The following is a 16,675-nucleotide window of genomic DNA, read 5'->3' as shown; positions in this document are numbered from 1 at the left end:
GGCCCGGGGGGGGGGGGGTTCCGGAACGTATATTTACGGCCCTGGCGGGCCACAAATACACGGAAGCTTCCGGAACCCCCCACCCCTGCGCCCCCACCCCCTGACGTTCACCCGGCCCTGCGGCCCCACCCCCTTGCGTCCACCCGGCCCTGCGGCCCCCGCTGCCGTCATGTCCGGACCGGGCCGGTGGCACCGCGCGTCTGGGCTCGCCTCGCCCTGTGGCCTCTCTCAGCCGGCTGGGCGCCGAGTTCTGTCGTCCGGACCAGCCGTCGTGGTGCGGTGTCGGGGGTCGCGTTCAGGCTCGTCGGTGGCAGCTCGGAGGCCGGGGTGGTCAGAAGCCGTGGCGGGAGCCGCCGTCGACCGGGAGCATGATGCCGGTCACGTAGGACGCCGCGGGGGACAGGAGGAAGGCCGCGGTCCTGCCGAATTCCTCGGGGTGGCCGTAGCGGCGGAGGGGGATGCCCGCCGAGGTGCGGGTGCGGGCGGCGTCGGCGTCGCCGGAGAGGGCGTCGAGTTCGCGGACCCGGTCCGTGTCGATGCGGCCCGGGAGCAGGCCGACCACGCGGATGCCGCGGGGGCCGAGTTCGACGGAGAGGGACTTGGCGAAGCCCGCGAGGCCCGGGCGGAGGCCGTTGGAGATCGTCAGGCCGGGGATCGGCTCGTGCACCGAACCGGACAGGACGAAGCCGATCACGCCGCCCTCGGGCAGCTCGGCCGCGGCCGAGCGGGCCAGGCGGACCGCGCCGAGGAAGACCGATTCGAAGGCCGCCTGCCACTGCTCGTCGGTGTTGTCCGTGCCCAGACCGGGCGGCGGGCCGCCGACGCTGATCAGGATGCCGTCGAAGCGGCCGAAACGGGCCCGGGCCGTGGCGATGAGCCGTTCGGGCGTCCCGGGGTCGGCGTTGTCGGCGGTGATGGCCGCGGCATTCGGCCCCAGCTCGGCGGCGGCAGCGGTGACGGACTCCTCGTCCCGGCTGCTCAGCACCACCTTGGCGCCGTCGGAGACGAGCTCCCGCGCGGCGGCCAGCCCGAGGCCCCGGCTGGCGCCGGTGACCACGTACACCCGGTCCTTCAGTGCAAGATCCATGGCCTCATGGTGTCCTATCGCTCCGGGAGAGGGCGAGCGCCGTGTTCACCAGGCCGACGTGGCTGAACGCCTGCGGGAAGTTGCCGAGCTGGCGCCGTGCCGCCGGATCCCACTCCTCGGCCAGCAGCCCCACGTCGTTGCGGAGCGAGAGCAGCTCCTCGAAGAGGTCCCGGGCCTCCTTGGTGCGGCCGGTGGCGCACAGCGCGTCCGCCAGCCAGAACGAGCAGGCCAGGAAGGCGCCCTCGTCGCCCGGGAGACCGTCCACGTGGTCCGGGGTGTAGCGGCGGACGAAGCCGCCGTGGTCCAGCTCGCGGCGCACCGCGTCGACCGTGCCCACCACCCGGGGATCGGACGGCGGGAGGAACCCCACCTGGGGGATGAGCAGAGTCGCGGCGTCCAGTTCGGTGGAGCCGTAGGACTGGGTGAAGGTGTTCCGGTCGGCGTCGTAGCCGTGCCGGCACACCTCGCGGTGGACGGTGTCCCGCATGGCGCGCCAGCGGTCCACGTCGCCCCCGAGCTCCGGGGACTGTTCGAGGGTGCGGACGGCCCGGTCGGCGGCGACCCAGGCCATGACCTTGGAGTGGACGAAGTGCCGCCGCGGCCCGCGCACCTCCCACAGGCCCTCGTCCGGCTCGCGCCACTGGGTCTCCAGGAAGTCCATCAGCGCCCGCTGGAGGTTCCAGGAGTGCTCCTCCTGGGGGAGGCCCCGCGCGCGGGAGAGGAAGAGGGAGTCCAGCACCTCGCCGTAGATGTCGAGCTGGAGCTGTTCCACGGCGGCGTTGCCGATCCGCACCGGGAACGAGGCCTCGTAGCCCGGGAGCCAGGGGACCTCGAACTCCGTCAGGCGCCGCTCGCCCGTGAGCCCGTACATGATCTGCAGGTCCGCGGGATCACCGGCGACGGCCCGCAGCAGCCAGTCGCGCCAGGCCGCCGCCTCGTCCAGATAGCCGCTGGAGACCAGGGCGTTCAGGGTGAGCGTGGCGTCGCGCAGCCAGCAGAAGCGGTAGTCCCAGTTGCGCACCCCGCCGATCTCCTCCGGCAGGGAGGTGCTCGCGGCGGCCACGATGCCGCCGCTCGGGGCGTAGGTGAGGGCCTTGAGGGTGATCAGCGAGCGCATCACCGCGTCCCGCCAGGGGCCGTCGTAGCTGCACCGGGCCGACCACTTCTCCCAGTCCTCGACGCTGGACTCCAGCGCGGCGAACGGGTCGATCCGGCGCGGCTGCGGCTCGTGCGAGGGGTGCCAGGTGAGGACCACCGCGACGCGCTCGCCCGCGGAGACCGTGAACTCGGCGAAGGTGGCGAAGTCCTTGCCGTAGGTGGGGACGGGCGGCTCGCTGCGCAGCCAGACGGAGTCCGGGCCCGCGATCGCGATGCGGTGCCCGTTGGTGCGGCGCATCCAGGGGACGATGTTGCCGTAGTCGAAGCGCAGCCGGATCTCGCTGCGCATCTCCACCGACCCGGAGACGCCCTCGATGATCCGTACGACGTCGGGGGCCTTGTCGCGCTGCGGCATGAAGTCGGTGACCTTGACCGTGCCGGTGCCGGTCTCCCAGAAGGTGTCCAGGACCAGGGTGTCGCCGCGGTACGCGCGGCTGGTGCAGGTGCCGCCCGAGGCCGGGGCGACCCGCCACTGGCCGTTGTCCTCGTCGCCCAGCAGTGCGGCGAAGCACGCCGCGGAGTCGAAGCGCGGCAGGCACAGCCAGTCCATCGAGCCGTCCCTGCCGACGAGCGCGGCGGTCTGCAGGTCGCCGATGAGGGCGTAGTCCTCGATCTGTCCGGGCACGGTGCCGCCTTTCCCACGGTTCCGTGTTCTCCCCTGCCCGGAGCGCGCCCCGGGCATTCCGCGCTGCCACCGGACGGGTTCAGGCCGGGACCGGCACCGCTTCCTGCGGCTGCTCCGCCGCCAGCCGGTCCCGGCGCTCCCGGCGGACCAGCACCACCCAGCCGACCGGGACGCCCGCGGCGAACAGCCACCACTGGATGGCGTACGCCATGTGCGGGCCGATGCTGTCGTGATCCGGCTCCGGGACCTGCTCCGGCTGACGGGTGGCCTTCGGGGCGGTCTTCGTGAGTTCGATGTAGCCGCCCAGCACCGGCCGGGACAGGGACTGGCGCCGGCTGTCGATCAGCATGACCTGGCGCGGCGGGAGGCCCGGCTTGTCCTTGATGCCGCTCTCGGCGGTGGTCTCGTCGGGCATCAGCCGGCCCGTGACGGTGACCTCGCCGGAGGGCGCGTGGGGAACCTTCGGGAAGGTGGTGAGCGGGCCGTTCGTCGGGATCCAGCCGCGGTTGACCAGCACCGCCCGGCCGTCCTTCATGATCAGCGGAGTGACGACGTAGTAGCCGATGCTCTGCTCGTCGGCGGCGGTGCGCTGGCGGACCACGACCTCGTGGCGGGTGTCGTACCGTCCGGTCGCGGTGACCGGGTGCCAGGTGTCGCCGCGGGGCACCGCATGGCCGGGCGAGGTGAGCCGGCCGACCGGTACCGGGGACGCCTCCAGGCTCCGGGCGATCTGGGCGTTCTGCCGGACCCGGTGCTCGTGGCGGTGGAACTGCCAGAAGCCCAGCTCGATCATGGCAGGGATCAGGCCGAGAGCCACCAGGGTGAGAATCACCCATTGCCGGGACAACAGGAAGCGGTACACCCCACGACCGTACAACTCGGTCGTGGGGTGCAGGACGGGCGGGGGTGGTCCTTCAGACGTGATCGACGAGTCCCACCTGCCCCTCCGCACGGGCGCAGTGGGCGCCGCAGTAGAAGTGGCCGTCGGCCTCCACGCCCTGGCCGATGATCGCGCACCGGCAGTGCTCGCAGACCGGGGCCATCTTGTGGATGGCGCAGGAGAAACAGTCGAAGACGTGCACCGCGCCCTGCGCGTGCACCTCGAACGTCATGCCGTAGTCGTTTCCGCATACCTCACAACGTGCCATGGGCCACAGGGTGCGGCGGCGGGGCCGCGGAGCGGGCGCGACCGGCGGGCGCGTCGCCGTGCTTCACCCGGATGACGGCGCGGGCGCCACGTCCTGGAGCAGTTGCATGAAGGCCGCCTCGTCCACCACCGGGGTGCCGAAGGAGCGGGCCTTGACCGTTTTGGACGTGGACGCCTCGGGGTCGTTGGTCACCAGCAGGCTGGTGAGGCGGGACACGCTGGTCGCGATGTGCAGCCCGGCGTCGAAGGCGCGGTCCTCCAGCAGCTCCCGGTCGACCGAGGTGTCGCCGGAGAACGCCACCCGCATGCCCTGCACGAGCGGAGCGCCCGGCTCGTACCGGCCCGGGTTGGGGTAGGGGCAGGCGGGGCGCTTGCGGCTGGGGCGCCAGCTCGTCGGACGGTACTGGTAGCCGATGGTGCGCGGGGTGTCCGACCACTCGGTGAGGGGCTGGCAGGCCAGCAGCGGCAGCCGCACCCCGGAACCCGCGGCCAGATGGAGGCTCGGCCGGAACGCCTCGGCCAGCACCCGCGCGTCGTCCAGTGCGTGGTGGGCGTGCTGCTGGACGACGCCGTAGTGGGCGGCCAGCGACTCCAGCTTGTGGTTGGGCAGCGGGAGACCGAGCTCCTTGGAGAGGGAGATGGTGCACAGCCGCTGCCGGACGGGGGCCGTCCGGCCGGCCCGCGCGTACTCCCGGGCGATCATCGACCAGTCGAAGACCGCGTTGTGCGCGACCAGCACCCGGTCGGCCAGCCGTTCGGACAGGGTGTCGGCGATCTCCGGGAACAGCGGCGCGTCCGCGAGCGCCTCGCTCGTCAGGCCGTGGATCCAGACCGGCCCGGGATCGCGCTCCGGATTGACCGTCGTGTACCAGTGGTCCTCGACATCGCCCCGCGCGTCCAGCCGGTAGACGGCCGCCGACACGATGCGGTCGTCCCGGGCGAGCCCCGTGGTCTCCACGTCGACCACGGCATACCCCTGTGGGTACGCGGGCGGCCACGCGGGCGCCGGCGGTCCGGGCTGCGGCGCGATGGACGGTGCGGCTGCCGTGCGGTCTTCGAGCATGGTCCCTGAGGATACGGGCCGCCGCTGACAGCTCCGGAACGCCCCGGGCGGAAGGCGCCATATCGGCGGAGTCCGGGGCCGGTTGACCCCAGGGCGGGAAGCGGAACCGCCGCGCCGGTGCCCGACACCTCCGGCCGACGGCGGCGAGCGGAGCGAGAAGTCCGTTTCGTCCTGCGGTGACTTGGTCGAGTGGCCGTGTGCGCTCCGGGGCGACGCATCGTCAAGCCGCGGCGCGGGCGGTGATGCGGAACGGTTCCGGCGGAGCCGCGGAGGAGGTGGCGCCTCCCGCGCCCGGCGGGTCCGGACGGCAGAGGTGCCGTGGCCGGATCCCCGCCGTTCCCGTGCGGGCTCCGGTCCGGCCCGGGCAGCGGCCGGAAGGACCGTGACCGGGCCTCTGTTCCGGCGCCCCGTACCGCCCTAGGGTGCGGCCATGCCGCACCTCCCCGATGTCGTGCTCTGGTCGATACCCGCCTTCGTCCTGCTCACCGTCGTCGAGATGGCCGGCCACCGGCTGCACCCCGACGAGGACTCCGCGGGCTACGAGGCCCGGGACACCGCGACGAGCCTGACGATGGGGCTGGGCAGCCTCGCCTTCGACCTGCTCTGGAAGGTCCCGGCCGTCGCCGCCCAGATCGCCGTCCACCAACTCACCCCGCTGCGCGTCCCCGTGGTCTGGTGGACGATTCCGCTGCTGCTCCTCGCCCAGGACTTCTGCTACTACTGGGCCCACCGCGGCCACCATGTGGTCCGCGTGCTGTGGGCCTGCCACGTGGTGCACCACTCCAGCCGGAAGTACAACCTCAGCACGGCGCTCCGGCAGCCCTGGACCTCGCTCACGGTCTGGCCCTTCTATCTGCCGATGGTCGCCTGCGGGGTGCACCCGGCGGCGGTGGCGTTCTGCTCGTCCGTCAGCCTCGTGTACCAGTTCTGGATCCACACCGAGCGGATCGGCCGGCTGCCGCGGCCCGTCGAGTCCGTCCTCAACACGCCCTCCCACCACCGGGTGCACCACGCCTCCCAGGGCGGCTATCTGGACCGCAACTTCGGCGGCATCCTCATCGTGTGGGACCGGCTGTTCGGCTCCTTCACCCCGGAGACCGAACGCCCCGTCTACGGCCTCACCAAGAACATCGCCACCTACAACGTGCTGCGGGTCGCCACTCACGAGTACGTCGCCATCGCCCGTGACCTGCGCGCGGCCCGCAGCTGGAGCGAGCGGGCGGGGCGGCTCCTGCGCGGGCCGGGGTGGCAGCCCGCCGCGCGGGAGCCCCGGCCGACGGGCGGACCGGGGGCGCCGCCGGCCGACGTACCGGCCGAGGGCGCGGGCGTACGGTAGGGGGCTGCACCGAACGTTTGTACAGTCCGCAAGGAGCACCACCATGCGCGCCACCGCCATTCACGCCCCGCACGACATCCGGGTGGAGGAGGTGCCCGACCCGGTGATCCAGCGGCCGGGCGACGCGGTGGTGCGGGTGCTGCTGTCCTGCATCTGCGGCAGCGACCTGTGGGCGTACCGGGGCGAGGCGGCCCGCGAGCCGGGGCAGCGCATCGGCCACGAGTTCCTGGGCGTCGTCGAGGAGACCGGCTCCGAGGTGACCGGGGTCAGGCCCGGCGACCTCGTCGTGGCCCCCTTCACGTGGTCCGACGGGGTGTGCGACTACTGCACCGAGGGCCTGACCACCTCCTGCGAGCACGGCGGCTTCTGGGGCAACCCGGGCTCCGACGGCGGCCAGGGCGAGGCGGTACGCGTGCCCCACGCCAACGGAACCCTGGTGAAGCTCCCCGCCGAGGCGGCCTCCGACGAGCGGCTGCTCTCCGCGCTGCTCACCCTCTCCGACGTGCTGGGCACCGGCCATCACGCGGCCGTCGGCGCGGGCGTGCGCCCGGGTGCCACGGTCGCGGTGGTCGGCGACGGCGCCGTCGGGCTCTGCGGTGTCCTGGCCGCCCGGCGGCTGGGCGCCGAGCGGATCATCGCGCTGGGCCGTCACCGGACCCGTACCGACCTGGCCCGCACCTTCGGGGCGACGGACGTCGTCGCCGAGCGCGGCGAGGCGGCGGTGGAGGCCGTGCGGGAACTGACGCGCGGCCAGGGCGCGCACTCCGTCATCGAGGCCGTCGGGACCGAGCAGTCGATGCGCACGGCGGTCGGCATCACCCGGCCCGGCGGCGCGATCGGCTACGTCGGGGTGCCGCACGGCAGCGGGACCGGCGTGGACCTGGGCGTCATGTTCGGCCGGAACATCGCCCTGCGCGGCGGCATCGCCCCGGTCCGCGGCTACATCCCCGAGCTGCTGCCCGACATCCTGGACGGCACGATCGACCCGTCCCCGGTCTTCGACCTGACGGTGGACCTGGACGGCGTGCCGGTGGGCTACAAGGCGATGGACGAGCGCACCTCGCTCAAGGTGCTGGTCCGCAACTGACCGTCCGGCGGCGGCGGACGGCCGCTTGCCGGACCGTCCGCGACGCCCCGGCACCGTCCGGAACACCTGCCACCGTCCGGAACACCTGCCACTGCCCGGAACGCCCGGCACCGTCCGTGGCGCCCGGTACGGAGAGCGGGCGGCACCCCGAAGCGCGTGGGGCACCGCCCGTTTTCCGTCGGCTCAGCGGCTCACGGGCTCACCGGCTCACTTCTGCACGGCGTCCAGGGCGTCCGCGATGCCGGCCCCGTAGAAGCCGTTGTGGCGCGCCCCGCCCTCGCACACCGCGTCGGCCGTGCCGTCGCCGTCGATGTCGTACGGCGACGGGCACGCGGTGTCGTCGGCCTGCTCCCGCAGCAGCGACTTGACCGTCTCCGCGGAGGCCTTCGGGTGGGTGCTCCTGATCAGCGCGGCGACGCCCGCCACGTGCGGGGAGGCCATCGAGGTGCCCGCCATGTAGCCGTAGCCGCCGCCCGGCAGCGGGCCGAGGATCAGGCCGCTGACGGCGGGCGGCGCCGGGGTCTGGTAGCGGGTGTTGTCGCCGCCGGGGGCCGCGATGTCCACCACTCCCAGGCCGTAGTTGGAGAACGACGACTTCAGGCCCTTGGCGCCGGTGGAGGCCACCGTCACCACACCGGGGAGCTGGGTGGGTATGTCCAGGCAGACCGACGGGTCGACGGTGCGGGTGCCCGGGGTGCTGTCGTTCGGGCTGGAGGTGTCGGTGAGGGAGTCCGCGGCGAGGTCGAAGTTCTCGTTGCCCGCCGCGGCGACGTTCACCGCCCCCTTGCGCTCGGCGTACCGCGTCGCCCGGGTGATGGCCTCCACCAGCGCCTTCTGGTCCGGGTCCGTGGTGCAGTTGAAGTACCAGGGGTCGGTGTAATAGCTGTTGTTGGTCACGTCCACGCCGTGCTCAGCGGCCCACATGAAGCCGCAGACCACCGCCTCGGTGTAGAAGAAGCCGGCCTGGGTGGACACCTTGATGCCGGAGACCTTGACGCCCGGCGCGACCCCGGTCACCCCCACGCCGTTCTTCGCCGCGGCTATCTCGCCCGCCACATGGGTGCCGTGCGGGCTCTCCTGGGCCCCCGGGCGCCAGGCGCCGTCGGTCGTGTCGGGCTTGCCGCTGACACAGTTGACCGAGGCCGCCCGGTCGAAGTTGGGCGCGATGTCCGGGTGGGTGTCGTCCACGCCGGTGTCGATGACCGCGACGGTCACATCGCGGCTGCCCAGCGTCTTCTCGTGCGCCTTGTCCGCCTTGATCGCGGGCAGGTCCCACTGCAGTGGCTGCATCGGGTCCTGCCCGGGGGCCGCCTGCCGTGCGGCGGCACGGGCCTGCGCGGCGGTGAGCCGCTTCGGCTCGCCGACGGCGGTGGTGGACTGGGCGGGCAGCGGCGCGGTCCGGGTCGCCCCGGCCGACTGGACCCCCTGGACGGCCCGGATCCGCTGCGCGAAGCCGGGGTCCGCCGCGTGGGCGACGACGACCCCGATCCGGTCGTAGACCTGCACGACCGTGCCGCCCGCGCGGACGATCTCCTTCTTCACCCGGGCGATGGTGACCTGGTCCGGGCGCTGGACGTTGACGACGTAGCTGAGCGCGGTGCCGTCCTCGGCACGGGGCGCGGGTGCGGCGGTGGTGCCGCCCGGGTGCAGCGGCGCCGCGGTGGCCGCGGCGGGCAGGAACGCGAGGGCGGTGGCCAGCGCCATCCCGGCCGGAACGGCGAGGGCGCGGCGGGAGCGGAGGGCGGAGCGCGACGTCATGGGATCTCCTGCTTCGGTCACGGAACGGGGCGTGCACAGGAAGGGAGGAGCGAGGACGAGCGTGCGGAGCGGCCCCGGCCGTGGCGAGGGGGCCGCGGCCGGGACCGCGGGCCGTGCCGCCCGGAGCGGCACGGCCCGGTGGGTCACTTCTTGACCGCGTCCAGGGCGTCGACGATGCCGAAGCCGTAGAAGCTGTTGATGTGCTTGGTGCCGACGCACTCGGCGTTGACCTTGCCGTCACCGTCCGGGTCGTACGGCGCCGTCGGGCAGCCCGGGTTGTCCGCCTGGGCCTTGAGCAGCCACTGGATCTCCTGCGGCGTCGCGTCCGGGCGCTTGCTCTTGAGCAGCGCGGCGACACCGGCGACGTGCGGGCCGGCCATCGAGGTGCCCTGCAGATAGGCGTAGTCGCCGTCGGGCATCGTGGAGAGGATGCGGCCGTCCTTCGCGGGGGACTCCGGCACCTGGTACTTGTCGCCGCCCGGGCCCGCCACGTCGATCTGGTTGAGGCCGTAGTTGGAGTAGTACGACTTCAGGGCCTTCGGGCCGGTCGCGGAGACCGTCACCACACCGGGCAGCTGCGTCGGAACGTCCAGGCAGGTCGCCGGGTTGATCTTCCGCTCGGCCGGGGTGGTGTCGTTCGGGCTGGTGGTGTCCGTCAGCTCCTTGGCCGCGAGATCCATGGCCGAGTTGCCCGCCGAGGCGACGTTGATCGCGCCCTTGCGCTGGGCGTACTTCGCGGCGCGGCCGACCGCGTCCAGAATGGCGGCCTGGTCGAGGTCGTCCTTGCAGTTGAACTGCCACGGGTCGACGTAGTAGCTGTTGTTGGTGACCTCGACGCCGTGGTCGGCCGCGAAGACGAAGGCGCAGACGACGGACTCGGCGTAGAAGAGGCTGGTCTCCGGCTCGCTGACCTTGATGGCGGAGAGCTTCACACCCGGGGCGACACCCGCGACGCCGACGTTGTTGCGCGCGGCGGCGATCTCGCCTGCCACGTGCGTGCCGTGGTAGTCCTCGTCCGGGTTGTACGGCCGCCAGGCGCCCTTGCGGGTGTCCGGCACGCCGCCGACGCAGTTCGCCGACTGCTTCGCGGAGAAGTTGGGGGCCAGGTCCGGGTGGGTGTCGTCGACGCCCGTGTCGATGACCGCGACGGTCACCTTCTTGCTGCCCGGGTTCACCTTGGCGGCCTTGTCCGCCTTGATGGCGGGGATGTCCCACTGCAGGGGCTCGAGCGGCTCCTTGCCCGAGGCCTTGGCGGCGCCGAGCGCGGCGGCGGAGCGCGGCTCGGCGACCTTCTCGGGCTTGCCCACGTCGGTGGTGGCGGCCGACTTCAGCGGCGCGGTGCGCGTGGCGCCCGCCGACTGGACGCCCTTGACGGTCCGCATGGTCTTGGCGAAGTCCGGGTTCGCCGAGTGGACCACGATCACGCCGATCCCGGCGTGCGTGGTGACGACCGTGCCACCGGCCTTCGCGATCGCCTTCTTCACCGCGCCGACGGTGCCGGCGTCGGTCGCGGTGTTCACCACGTACGACAGGCGGGGGCCGTCCTGCGCGGCGGAGGCGGACGCGGGCGCGTCCTGCGGGGCTGCCGTGGCGGAACCGGGCAGGAAGCCGAAGGCGGCGGTCAGCGCGAGCCCGACCGGCACCGCCACGGCGACGCGCCTGCGTCTGGAGCGGGGATGAGCCATGGGTTCTCCACATCATCGAGAAGACCCTCCGCGCGCGGATGTGCGCATGGACGGGTACATGACGACGGAAGCTAGCGCCGATCCGGTGATCTGATCAATGGATTCCGGCAAAAAGCGAGAATTCCGTAGCAGTTGGTCCGGACGGCTGAATACTTCGGTCCGGCCGGAACCGCGCCCCAGTCGCGTCACGTGCCCCCACAAGATGAGACAAATCGAGCATTTCCCCAGGATGGCTACAGAATGGTGCGAGACCGTCAGATGTGTGCGGGGGGCCGCGGCTGCGCAATCCACCTGCCCGGCGGCGCCGACGCGACCGGGAACGACCACGCGGCGGACCGGCGCGGCGGCGTCCGTGCCGGGGCCGGCTGTACGGGCGTCGGGGCCGCCGGCCGCACCCGTGCCGGCGTCCGAACGCGGGCCGGGACCGGCCTCCGCGTGCGTGCCGGGGCCGGTGTCCGTATGCGGGCCGGCGGGGTCCGGCTGCGGGGCGGGGGCCGGCCGCGCGCGGCCCGCCGGACCGCCCCTGCTCCGTCAGCGACCTGACGGATCGATACGCAGCGCCCGGATGCTCAGGGGCGGCAGGGTCACCCGCGGCCCGTACCAGCGCCGCCGCTCCACGGGGGCGGCGCGCGGGGCGGTCCGGGCGGCCGTCACCGGTCCGGGCAGCCGCACCATGCCGTACGGCCGGCGGGCCGGACCGGGTGGCGGCTGGTTCGACGGATCGCTCACGCCGGGATCAACGAAGCGGAACCCGCGGGGTGTCGGCCCGATCGTCGCTCCTGCGAATTTCAACTACTGCACCCCTGTTGGATCGCGTCGACCGCGCCTAGCATGCCGATCCGGCCCGTGATCGACGTCACCCCCCACCTGCCTATCGACCGAGACCGCACCACAGGAGATCCCGTGTACACCGAACCGACCATGCCGGAGGAGGGGACATCGGGCAAAGAGCCGTACCGTGCGGTACAGGCGGGCCCGGAGTTCACGGAACTGCGTCACACGTACCGCTCCTTCGCCTTCCCGCTCACGGTGGCCTTCGTCACCTGGTACCTGCTGTACGTCCTGCTGTCCAACTACGCGGGTGGCCTCATGGGCACCAAGGTGCTCGGCAACATCAACGTCGCCCTCGTCCTCGGCGTCGCCCAGTTCGTCACCACCTTCCTCATCGCCTGGTGGTACGCGCGGCACGCGGCCACCCGGCTCGACCCCCGGGCCGAGGCCATCAAGTCCCGTCTGGAGGGCGACGCATGAGCCCGGCGCTGCACCTCGCGGCCGACGGGGCCGGTGAACACCGCACCCTGATCATCACGCTGTTCTCGGTCTTCGTCGCCGCCACCCTGGGCATCACCGTCTGGGCCGGCCGGCAGACCAAGGACGCCACCGACTTCTACGCCGGCGGCCGCTCCTTCACCGGCTTCCAGAACGGCCTCGCCATCTCCGGCGACTACATGTCGGCCGCGTCCTTCCTGGGCATTGCGGGCGCCATCGCGCTCTCCGGTTACGACGGATTCCTCTACTCCATCGGGTTCCTCGTGGCCTGGCTGGTGGCGTTGCTGCTGGTCGCCGAACCGCTGCGGAACTCCGGGCGCTACACGATGGGCGATGTGCTCGCGTTCCGGATGCGGCAGCGGCCGGTGCGGACCGCGGCCGGGGTCTCCACCATCGTGGTGTCCATCTTCTATCTGCTGGCGCAGATGGTCGGCGCCGGCGCGCTCGTCGCGCTGCTGCTCGGCATCACCGGGGAGGCCGGCAAGAACCTGGTCGTCGTCCTGGTCGGGATCATCATGATCCTCTACGTGACGGTGGGCGGGATGAAGGGCACCACCTGGGTGCAGATCGTCAAGGCGGTCCTGCTGATCGCCGGAACCCTGCTGATCACCCTGCTGGTGCTGAGCAAGTTCGACTGGAACATCTCGCAGCTGCTCGGCGCCGCCGCGGAGAACAGCGGCAAGGGCTCCGCCTTCCTCGAACCGGGCCTGAAGTACGGCGCCACCGCCACGTCGAAGATCGACTTCATCTCGCTGGGCGTCGCCCTGGTCCTCGGCACCGCCGGGCTCCCGCACATCCTGATCCGCTTCTACACCGTGCCCAGCGCCCAGGCCGCCCGGAAGTCGGTGATCTGGGCGATCGGGATCATCGGTGGCTTCTACCTGATGACGATCGTGCTCGGCTTCGGTGCCGCGGCCCTCCTCGACCAGGAGACGATCACCAAGTCGAACCCGGCGGGCAACACCGCCGCCGTGCTGGTCGCCGAGCAGGTCGGCGGCGGCAGCGGCTCGACCGGCGGCGCCGTCCTGCTCGCGGTGATCTCGGCGGTCGCGTTCGCCACCATCCTCGCGGTCGTCGCCGGACTCACCCTCGCCTCGTCCTCGTCCTTCGCCCACGACATCTACGCCAATGTCATCCGCAAGGGGCAGGCGACCGAGAAGGAGGAGGTCGGCTCGGCCCGGATCTCGGCGGTCGCGATCGGCGCCGTCGCCATCGGGCTGGGCATCTTCGCGGGCAAGCTCAACGTCGCCGGCCTGGTGGCGCTGGCCTTCGCCGTCGCGGCCTCCGCCAACCTGCCGACCATCCTCTACAGCCTGTTCTGGAAGCGCTTCACCACCCGGGGCGCCCTGTGGTCGATCTACGGCGGCCTGTCCGTGTCCGTGCTGCTGGTGCTCTTCTCGCCGGTGGTCTCCGGCAAGGAGACCTCGATGTTCCCGGGCGTCGACTTCCACTGGTTCCCGCTGGAGAACCCCGGCCTGATCTCCATCCCGCTGGGCTTCCTGTTCGGCTGGCTGGGCTCGGTCCTGTCCGGGGAGCAGCCGGACGAGGCCAAGTACGCGGAGCTGGAGGTCCGCTCGCTCACCGGAACCGGCGCGCACTGAGGGGCCTTGCCCTGTGAACGCGCGACCCGGGCGGGCACAGGGCAGGAGAACCGTGAGGCGCCGAAGGGCTCCGGCCGGCCCCTCCCACGGAACGTGACCGCCCCGGATTCAACGAACTGTTGATGATCGGACCGATCGCGTAGGCTGCAAAGACGGGGGACGTCCTCGTCAGGCTGGTCCGCAGCATCCGTGGGAGGGGCCGCAACCATGCTCGTCGACACTTACGGCCGGGTCGCCACCGATCTGCGTGTCTCGCTCACCGACCGGTGCAACCTGCGGTGCACCTACTGCATGCCCGAAGAGGGCCTGCAGTGGCTCGGCAAGCCCGACCTGCTCACCGACGACGAGATCGTCCGGCTGATCCGCATCGCCGTCACCACCCTCGGCGTGGACGAGGTCCGCTTCACCGGCGGCGAGCCGCTGCTGCGGCCGGGGCTCGTCGGCATCGTCGAGCGCTGCGCCGCCCTTGAACCGCGCCCCCGGATGTCCCTCACCACCAACGGCATCGGCCTGAAGCGCACCGCCCGGGCCCTGAAGGACGCCGGGCTCGACCGGGTCAACGTCTCACTCGACACCCTGCGCCCCGACGTCTTCCAGGCGCTGACCCGGCGCAAGCGCCATGACGACGTGCTCAGCGGCCTGGAGGCCGCCCGCGAGGCGGACCTCACCCCCGTCAAGGTCAACTCCGTCCTGATGCCCGGCCTCAACGACGACGAGGCACCCGACCTGCTGTCCTGGGCCGTCGAGAACGGCTACGAACTGCGCTTCATCGAGCAGATGCCGCTCGACGCCCAGCACGGCTGGAAGCGCGACGGCATGATCACCGCCGCGCAGATCCTGGAGAGCCTGCGGACCCGCTTCGAGCTCACCCCCGAGGGCGAGGAGCGGCGCGGCTCCGCCCCCGCCGAACGCTGGCTGGTCGACGGCGGGCCGGCCCGGGTCGGCGTCATCGCCTCCGTCACCCGCCCCTTCTGCCGGGCCTGCGACCGCACCCGGCTCACCGCCGACGGCCAGGTCCGGACCTGCCTGTTCGCCCGGGAGGAGTCGGATCTGCGCGGCGCGCTGCGCTCCGGCGCCACGGACGAGGAGATCGCCGGGCTGTGGCGGACGGCGATGTGGGGCAAGAAGGCCGGATCGGGGCTGGACGACCCGTGGTTCCTCCAGCCGGAGCGCCCGATGTCGGCCATCGGCGGCTGAACGACCGCCTCACCCGCGATCCCGGGCTCTGTCGCAGCCCTCCGCGCTCTCCGGCACCCGGGTCCCGCGCCGGCCCTCCGGGCTCCGCCCTCCGGCGACGTCCGGACCGGCGACGTATCGGCCCTCCGGCGCCCGACGCGGGGATCACTCGGCGGCCCGCACCCGGCGCTCCGTCACCTACCGCCCTGCCACGCGACGTTCGGCGACTCGGCGTCCCGTCGCCCGGCCTCCGGTCACTCGGCCTCGGAGCGCCGCTCCCACTCCTCCAGGGCCACGACCTCCTTCAGGAAGCCCCGCACCCCGAGGAACGACGACAGATGCTCGCGGTGCTCCTCGCACGCCAGCCAGGTCTTCCGGCGGTCCGGTGTGTGCAGCTTGGGGTTGTTCCAGGCCAGTACCCACACCGCGGGGACACGGCAGCCCTTGGCCGAGCAGATCGGAGAAGTGTCAGTCACACGGCCAAGCCTGCATCATCCCGGGGCAGGGGCGGCGCGCGGGGGCCGGACGGCCCGGAACATGGCGACGCCGGGCAGCCACGGGGGGAGCCGCCCGGCGTCGGTCCGTCGCTCCGACGGGGGATGCGGAGCGCGTACGAAGTATGTCACGGGGGACCCTGGCGGGTGCACCCGATCCGCAGGATTGATCTGAGCTTTTCTTGAGCTTTGGCGATCCTCGCAGCTCAGCGGGGCTGCTGCGGCTGCTGGTCGCGCTCCGCACCGGACGCCCCGGGGGCCTCGTGCGCCCCGTCCTCCTCCGTACCGCGGTTCAGCGCGGGCCGCTCGGGCGGCGGAATGAACGTCGAGGGGAGCGAAGGAGCGTTCTCCCGGCCCGCGTTGGCGATCACCACGGCAATGTACGGGAGCGCGAAGCCCAGCACCAGAGCGACGATCGCCACCGGCCGTTCCACGTTCCACAGCACGACCGCCAGCAGGAACGACACGGTGCGCACCAGCATCGAGATGACGTACCGGCGCTGCCGGCCCCGTACGTCCTCGGCCAGCCCCTGACGGGCTCCCGTGATCCGGAAGACCCCGTCGCCGTGCTGCTTCCGCCTCACGTTCCACCACCTGACATCCCGTGCCGAGCCTGAAAGGTCCGGACATCTTCAACGGTACGCCGTGCCACCGCCGTCCACGCACCCGGGTCAGGCCTTCCGGGCGCGCCCCGGTGCCGGTCCGCCGGGACGGGGGCGCCCCGGACGGAGGACGGGGCACCGGCCGCCGCGGCGGCCCGGCCGGAGCGCCGCGCCCCCGGGGTGCGCCGCACCGCGGCCGGGCCGAAACTGGCCGTGAGGGGTGCCGGCCCGACCCGTCGGCACCTCCTGTCCGCGTCCTACCGCGCGGCGCGAGGAGGCAGCCATGGGCTGGTTGTGGGCCATCGTCGTCGGACTCGTACTGGGGGTGCTGGCCAGGGCGATCCTGCCCGGCCGGCAGAACATCCCCGTCTGGCTGACCATCGTGTTCGGCATCATCGGCAGCCTCATCGGCAACGCCGTGGCCCGTGCTCTCGGCATCGCCGAGACGAGCGGCATCGACTGGGGCCGCCATCTGCTGCAGATCGCCGGAGCCGTGCTGATCGTGGCCCTGGGCACCCCGCTGTGGGTACAGATGCGCGGCCGGAGACACACCGTCTGACCGGCCGACGGCGGCGGGACGCGCCCTG

Annotated in this window: 16 protein-coding genes; 6 read left to right on the top strand and 10 right to left on the bottom strand. The window is 72.5% G+C overall.

Translation table 11 applies throughout. From position 1 onward, the window contains the following. Positions 1-331: 331 nt before the first annotated feature. The 5 genes from ACFYYR_RS21270 to ACFYYR_RS21250 all read right to left on the bottom strand — a co-directional run bounded on the left by ACFYYR_RS21270 (position 332) and on the right by ACFYYR_RS21250 (position 5,080). Positions 332-1,087, bottom strand: coding sequence for an SDR family oxidoreductase (locus ACFYYR_RS21270; protein WP_388855606.1), 756 nt, complete (start codon positions 1,085-1,087; stop codon positions 332-334). 4 nt (positions 1,088-1,091) lie between these two features. Beyond that, positions 1,092-2,870: a glycoside hydrolase family 15 protein gene (locus tag ACFYYR_RS21265; protein ID WP_388855603.1), complete on the bottom strand. Its 1,779-nt coding sequence runs from the start codon at positions 2,868-2,870 to the stop codon at positions 1,092-1,094. 79 nt (positions 2,871-2,949) lie between these two features. After that, the gene (locus ACFYYR_RS21260; RefSeq protein WP_388855600.1) at positions 2,950-3,732 is read right to left on the bottom strand and encodes an SURF1 family protein; all 783 of its coding nucleotides are present in this window, start codon (positions 3,730-3,732) and stop codon (positions 2,950-2,952) included. A gap of 52 nt (positions 3,733-3,784) precedes the next feature. Continuing rightward, complete coding sequence (locus tag ACFYYR_RS21255) at positions 3,785-4,018, bottom strand: hypothetical protein (RefSeq protein ID WP_351515071.1); 234 nt, start codon at positions 4,016-4,018, stop codon at positions 3,785-3,787. A gap of 63 nt (positions 4,019-4,081) precedes the next feature. After that, a complete protein-coding gene (locus tag ACFYYR_RS21250; RefSeq protein WP_388855594.1) occupies positions 4,082-5,080 on the bottom strand; it encodes a DEDDh family exonuclease in 999 nt (332 codons plus the stop codon). Between the two features lie 430 nt (positions 5,081-5,510). Here ACFYYR_RS21250 and ACFYYR_RS21245 point away from each other — a divergent pair, with 430 nt between their 5' ends. Together ACFYYR_RS21245 and ACFYYR_RS21240 are read left to right on the top strand one after the other, a co-directional pair. After that, positions 5,511-6,416 (top strand): sterol desaturase family protein, encoded by a 906-nt coding sequence (locus ACFYYR_RS21245; protein WP_388855591.1) that lies wholly within the window; start codon positions 5,511-5,513, stop codon positions 6,414-6,416. A 43-nt stretch (positions 6,417-6,459) separates the two neighbouring features. After that, on the top strand, positions 6,460-7,503 hold the full coding sequence (locus tag ACFYYR_RS21240) for a zinc-dependent alcohol dehydrogenase family protein (RefSeq protein WP_388855587.1): 1,044 nt from the start codon (positions 6,460-6,462) through the stop codon (positions 7,501-7,503). Positions 7,504-7,710: 207 nt separating this feature from the next. On the opposite strand, the gene ACFYYR_RS21235 is transcribed toward ACFYYR_RS21240, so the two are convergent. The 3 genes from ACFYYR_RS21235 to ACFYYR_RS21225 form a co-directional block, all read right to left on the bottom strand. Further along, a complete protein-coding gene (locus tag ACFYYR_RS21235) occupies positions 7,711-9,261 on the bottom strand; it encodes a S8 family serine peptidase (RefSeq protein WP_388855585.1) in 1,551 nt (516 codons plus the stop codon). A gap of 143 nt (positions 9,262-9,404) precedes the next feature. After that, the gene (locus tag ACFYYR_RS21230; RefSeq protein ID WP_388855582.1) at positions 9,405-10,946 is read right to left on the bottom strand and encodes a S8 family serine peptidase; all 1,542 of its coding nucleotides are present in this window, start codon (positions 10,944-10,946) and stop codon (positions 9,405-9,407) included. A gap of 531 nt (positions 10,947-11,477) precedes the next feature. After that, a complete protein-coding gene (locus ACFYYR_RS21225; RefSeq protein WP_388855579.1) occupies positions 11,478-11,675 on the bottom strand; it encodes a hypothetical protein in 198 nt (65 codons plus the stop codon). Between the two features lie 192 nt (positions 11,676-11,867). Between ACFYYR_RS21225 and ACFYYR_RS21220 the strand changes: the two genes are divergently transcribed. The 3 genes from ACFYYR_RS21220 to moaA all read left to right on the top strand — a co-directional run bounded on the left by ACFYYR_RS21220 (position 11,868) and on the right by moaA (position 15,013). Then, complete coding sequence (locus ACFYYR_RS21220; protein ID WP_388856284.1) at positions 11,868-12,197, top strand: DUF485 domain-containing protein; 330 nt, start codon at positions 11,868-11,870, stop codon at positions 12,195-12,197. Then, the gene (locus ACFYYR_RS21215; protein ID WP_388855577.1) at positions 12,194-13,816 is read left to right on the top strand and encodes a cation acetate symporter; all 1,623 of its coding nucleotides are present in this window, start codon (positions 12,194-12,196) and stop codon (positions 13,814-13,816) included. The genes ACFYYR_RS21220 and ACFYYR_RS21215 overlap by 4 nt, the downstream gene beginning before the upstream one ends. Positions 13,817-14,023: 207 nt before the next feature. Beyond that, positions 14,024-15,013 (top strand): GTP 3',8-cyclase MoaA, encoded by a 990-nt coding sequence (gene moaA, locus ACFYYR_RS21210; RefSeq protein WP_388855574.1) that lies wholly within the window; start codon positions 14,024-14,026, stop codon positions 15,011-15,013. Positions 15,014-15,246: 233 nt separating this feature from the next. Here moaA and ACFYYR_RS21205 read toward each other — a convergent pair whose 3' ends face one another. Both ACFYYR_RS21205 and ACFYYR_RS21200 read right to left on the bottom strand, forming a co-directional pair. Continuing rightward, positions 15,247-15,468 (bottom strand): hypothetical protein, encoded by a 222-nt coding sequence (locus ACFYYR_RS21205; protein ID WP_388855571.1) that lies wholly within the window; start codon positions 15,466-15,468, stop codon positions 15,247-15,249. A gap of 224 nt (positions 15,469-15,692) precedes the next feature. Then, entirely contained in the window at positions 15,693-16,070 is a 378-nt protein-coding gene (locus tag ACFYYR_RS21200; protein WP_388855568.1) for a DUF3099 domain-containing protein, read from the bottom strand. 301 nt (positions 16,071-16,371) lie between these two features. On the opposite strand from ACFYYR_RS21200, the gene ACFYYR_RS21195 reads away from it, so the two are divergent. Further along, complete coding sequence (locus tag ACFYYR_RS21195) at positions 16,372-16,647, top strand: GlsB/YeaQ/YmgE family stress response membrane protein (RefSeq protein WP_388855565.1); 276 nt, start codon at positions 16,372-16,374, stop codon at positions 16,645-16,647. Positions 16,648-16,675: the final 28 nt, after the last annotated feature.

The organism is Streptomyces sp. NPDC001922 (genome assembly GCF_042891165.1).
Classification (GTDB): Bacteria; Actinomycetota; Actinomycetes; order Streptomycetales; family Streptomycetaceae; genus Streptomyces.
Note: the sequence above shows the minus strand (reverse complement) of the source record. Positions and strands in the feature narration are given on the sequence as shown.